The organism is Variovorax sp. 01T439_2 (assembly GCF_056398445.1).
In genome coordinates this window covers 1-3,742 of record NZ_JBFTPJ010000602.1, presented here as the reverse complement: position 1 = coordinate 3,742, position 3,742 = coordinate 1, and the positions used below count along the sequence as shown (strand labels likewise).

The 3,742-nt window shown below is 68.9% G+C and carries 4 protein-coding genes; 3 read left to right on the top strand and 1 reads right to left on the bottom strand.

Annotation, left to right across the window (positions count from 1 at the left end; all coding sequences use genetic code 11):
* The 3 genes from AC1DOC_RS24145 to AC1DOC_RS24135 all read left to right on the top strand — a co-directional run.
* The coding region (locus AC1DOC_RS24145) for a pyridoxal-phosphate-dependent aminotransferase family protein (protein WP_478130647.1) at nucleotides 1-1,206 on the top strand (1,206 nt) is incomplete at its 5' end.
* Nucleotides 1,207-1,263: 57 nt separating this feature from the next.
* Nucleotides 1,264-2,247 (top strand): Bug family tripartite tricarboxylate transporter substrate binding protein, encoded by a 984-nt coding sequence (locus tag AC1DOC_RS24140; protein WP_418145344.1) that lies wholly within the window; start codon nucleotides 1,264-1,266, stop codon nucleotides 2,245-2,247.
* Between the two features lie 336 nt (nucleotides 2,248-2,583).
* Nucleotides 2,584-3,354: a fumarylacetoacetate hydrolase family protein gene (locus AC1DOC_RS24135; RefSeq protein WP_027729591.1), complete on the top strand. Its 771-nt coding sequence runs from the start codon at nucleotides 2,584-2,586 to the stop codon at nucleotides 3,352-3,354.
* Here AC1DOC_RS24135 and AC1DOC_RS24130 read toward each other — a convergent pair.
* The coding region (locus tag AC1DOC_RS24130; protein ID WP_478130646.1) for a LysR substrate-binding domain-containing protein at nucleotides 3,303-3,742 on the bottom strand (440 nt) is incomplete at its 5' end. The genes AC1DOC_RS24135 and AC1DOC_RS24130 overlap by 52 nt on opposite strands.

The window sequence follows — 3,742 nt, the reverse complement described above, 5'->3', positions numbered from 1 at the left end:
CTCCAGATCCCCGGCCCGAGCCCGGTGCCCGACCGCATCCTGCGGGCCATGAGCCTGCCGACCATCGACCACCGCGGACCCGAGTTCGGCACGCTGGGGCTCAAGGTGCTCGGCGGCATCAAGCAGATCTTCAAGACGAAGCATCCGGTCGCGATCTACCCCGCTTCCGGCACCGGTGCCTGGGAGGCCGCGCTCGCCAACACGCTGAGCCCGGGCGACCACGTGCTGATGTACGAGACCGGCCACTTCGCATCGCTGTGGCAGAAGATGGCCACGCGGCTCGGCCTGTCGACCGAATTCCTCGCCTGGTCCGGCAAGGACGAGCAGCTGCCCGCCGCGCCCAGCTGGCGCCGCGGCGTGCAGGCCGACCTCATCGAGGCGCGCCTGCGCAAGGACACCGAAAGGAAGATCAAGGCCGTGTGCGTGGTGCACAACGAAACCTCCACCGGCGTCACTTCCGACATTGCCTCGGTGCGCAAGGCCATCGATGCGGCGGGCCATCCGGCGCTGCTGATGGTCGACAGCATCTCGGGCCTGGCGAGCGCCGATTTCCGGCACGACGAATGGGGCGTGGACGTCACCATCAGCGGCTCGCAGAAGGGCCTGATGCTGCCGCCGGGCATCAGCTTCAACGCGCTCTCGCCGCGCGCGCTCGAAGCCTCGAAAAGCGCGAAGCTGCCGCGCGCCTTCTGGGCCTGGGACGAGATCGTGGAGATGAACAAGGACGGCTACTGGCCCTACACGCCCAACACCAACCTGCTCTACGGCCTGTCGGAATCGCTCGACATGCTGCTGGCCGAAGGGCTGGACAACGTGTTTGCGCGCCACCAGCGCTGGGCCGCCGGCGTGCGCGCGGCGGTCGATGCCTGGGGCCTGCCGATCCAGTGCGCCGACCCGGCCGTGTATTCGCCCGTGCTCACCGGCGTGATCACGCCCGAAGGCGTGGATGCCGATGCGCTGCGCCGGCTCATCCACCAGCGCTTCGATCTTTCGCTGGGCACGGGCCTGGGCAAGCTCAAAGGCCGCATGTTCCGCATGGGCCACCTGGGCGACAGCAACGACCTGACGCTGGTGGCCATGGTCGCGGGCGTCGAGATGGGCATGAAGCTCAGCGGCATCAAGCTCGCGGGCAGCGGCGTGCAGGCGGCGATGGACCATTTCGCGAGCCATGCGGCGGCGCATGCCGGCCTGCAGAAGGCCGCCTAGCTGCGAGCACGCATCGAGCCCGGCACGCATCGGACCCACCACACAACGGAGACAAAGATGATGATGCAGAGACGTTCGCTGATCCAGGCCGCGGGAGCCGCAGCCGCCACGCTGGGCGTACCCCGGCTCTTCGCGCAGGAGTGGCCTTCGGGACCGGTGCGCATCGTGGTGGGCTTTCCGCCCGGCGGCGGCACCGATGCGCTCGCGCGCGTGGTGGCGCAGAAGCTCACGGTGATGTGGAACCAGCAGGTCATCGTCGAGAACAAGGGCGGCGTGGCCGGCGTGCTGGCGGCCGAATACGTGTCGCAGCAGCCCAGCGACGGCAGCACGCTGCTGATGGCGCACATCAACAGCCATGCGCTCGCGCCCAGCCTGCAGCCCAAGCTGCGCTACAGCGTGGAGCGCGACTTCGTGCCGATCGTGCTGGTGGGCGTCACGCCCAACCTGCTGATCGCGAGCCCGGCGCAGAAGGCGCTCACGGTGAACGACATCGTGGCCGCCTGCAAGGCCTCGCCCGGCACGGTGAGCTTCGGCTCCGCGGGCGCGGGCTCGGCGCAGCACCTGGCGCTGGAGATGTTCAAGCTGCAGGCCCGGGTCGATGCGCTGCATGTGCCCTACAAGGGCAGCGGCCCGCTGCTGGCCGACCTGATGGGCGGGCAGATCCAGTACAGCTTCGAGACCATGACCGCGGCCACGCCGCATGTGAAGAGCGGCCGCGTGCTGGCCGTGGCGCAAACGCGCACCAAGCGCGCCAAGGGCCACCCGGGCGTGCCGACGATGCAGGAGCAGGGCTTCGCGGGCTTCGAGGCCACCACTTGGTATGGGCTCGCAGGCCCGGGCAAGCTGCCGCCGGCGATTGCCGAGAAGGTGAACCGCGACGTCAATGCCGTGCTCGCGATGCCCGACGTGCAGGAAAAGCTCGACACCTATGGCGCGGAAGATGGCGGCGGGTCGCAGGACAAGTTCAAGCAGTTCATCTCGACCGAGATCGCCAAGTGGGCCAAGGTGGTGAAGGATGGCAAGGTTCATGTGGACACTTGATTCAAACGCTGTTGTTCGGGGTGCGCTCCCGCCGACGGGGTACCTTGCTCCGCGAATGTCCCCCGCCTTCGGCTCCTCCTTTATTTCGCTGCGCAAGGCACCCCATCAGCGGGAGCGTTGCAAAGAGCGGTGGTTGATCAGCGGTACACCACGAGCGTGCCCAGGTGCACAGAGCATCGGGTGCTCCCCGCAGCGAAATMAAGGAGGAGGCCGCAGGCCGGGGGACATTCGCGGAGGGGAGTACCCGGTGATCTGTGCACGCGCCCTGAACAACGCGAACAACAGCGCCAAGAACAAAATCCCGAAGACACAAAAGCAGCGAAGACAATCCCTCCCATGACCCCTTCAATGACAGCCCTCGCCAACGCCCTGATCCAGGCCCGCCAAAGCAACCAGACGCTCGATGCCACGCCCTGGCTCAACACGCTGGAGACGGCCGACCAGGCCTATGAAGTGCAGGACGCCGTCGCTTCGGCGCTGGCCTGGTTCGGCGGCCAGGCCGTGCCCCGTTATTGGAAATCCGGCGGCGCCTCGCGCAGCGCCACGCTCACGCATGCGCCGCTGCCCCCGGCCGGCGTGCGCGCGGGCCCGGCGGATTTCGGCGACATGGCCTTTCACGTGCCTGGCATCGAGGCCGAGATCGCGCTGCGCCTCGGGCAGGACGTGACGCCCGCCATGGCCGCGAAGCTCGACCATGGCGATGCCGCTTCGCTCATCGATGCCATGGCCGTCTCGGTGGAGATCGTCGATTCGCGCTGGCTGGACCTGGCCGCCACGCCCGCCCTGCTGCGCCTGGCCGATTCGCAGGTGCACGGCGCGCTCGCCATCGGCGAGTGGCAGCCCTATGCGGCCGTCGACTGGGCTTCGCAGCGCTGCGAAACAAAGGTCGGCAGCGCCGAAACCGTGGTGCGCGAAGGCACCCATCCGCTCGCCGATCCGGCGTGGCTGCTGCCGGCCTGGCTGCGCCACGTCACGCGGCACGGGCAGACCGCGCCGGCTGGCACCGTCGTCACCACCGGCTCGTGGGTCGGCATCGTGCCCTGCCGCCGCGGCGATCAGGTGGCGGTGGAGTTCGCGGGCATCGGCGCGCTGCGCTTGAGCGTGTAGCGCCCTCCTCCCACGCCCGAGTACGCCACCAGGAAGTCGAGCACCGCGCGCACGCGCGCCGGCAGCGTGCCGGCCTTGCCGATGTACACCGCATGGATCGGCTCCACCTCGCCGGGGTTGAATTCCTCGAGCAGCGGCACCAGCCGGCCGGCATCGATGTCGTGCTGGACGTGGTACAGCGACAACCGCGCCACGCCGGCGCCGGCAATCGCCAGCTGGCGCAGGGTTTCGCCGTCGCCCGCGCGCACCGGCCCGGCCACGGGCACCGCAATCATTCGTCCATCCACGCGCAGGGGCCAGTCGGGCGTATTGCGGCGGTAGCTCCAACCCAGGCGGTTGTGCGCCTCCAGCTCCTGCGGCGTGCGCGGCGTGCCGTACTTCTCAAGGT

What these genes read in the sequence shown, in the direction of transcription:
- AC1DOC_RS24140 (WP_418145344.1), top strand. Translation starts at nt 1,264, where the DNA reads ATGATGATGCAGAGACGTTCGCTGATCCAGGCCGCGGGAGCCGCAGCC.
- AC1DOC_RS24135 (WP_027729591.1), top strand. Translation starts at nt 2,584, where the DNA reads ATGACCCCTTCAATGACAGCCCTCGCCAACGCCCTGATCCAGGCCCGC.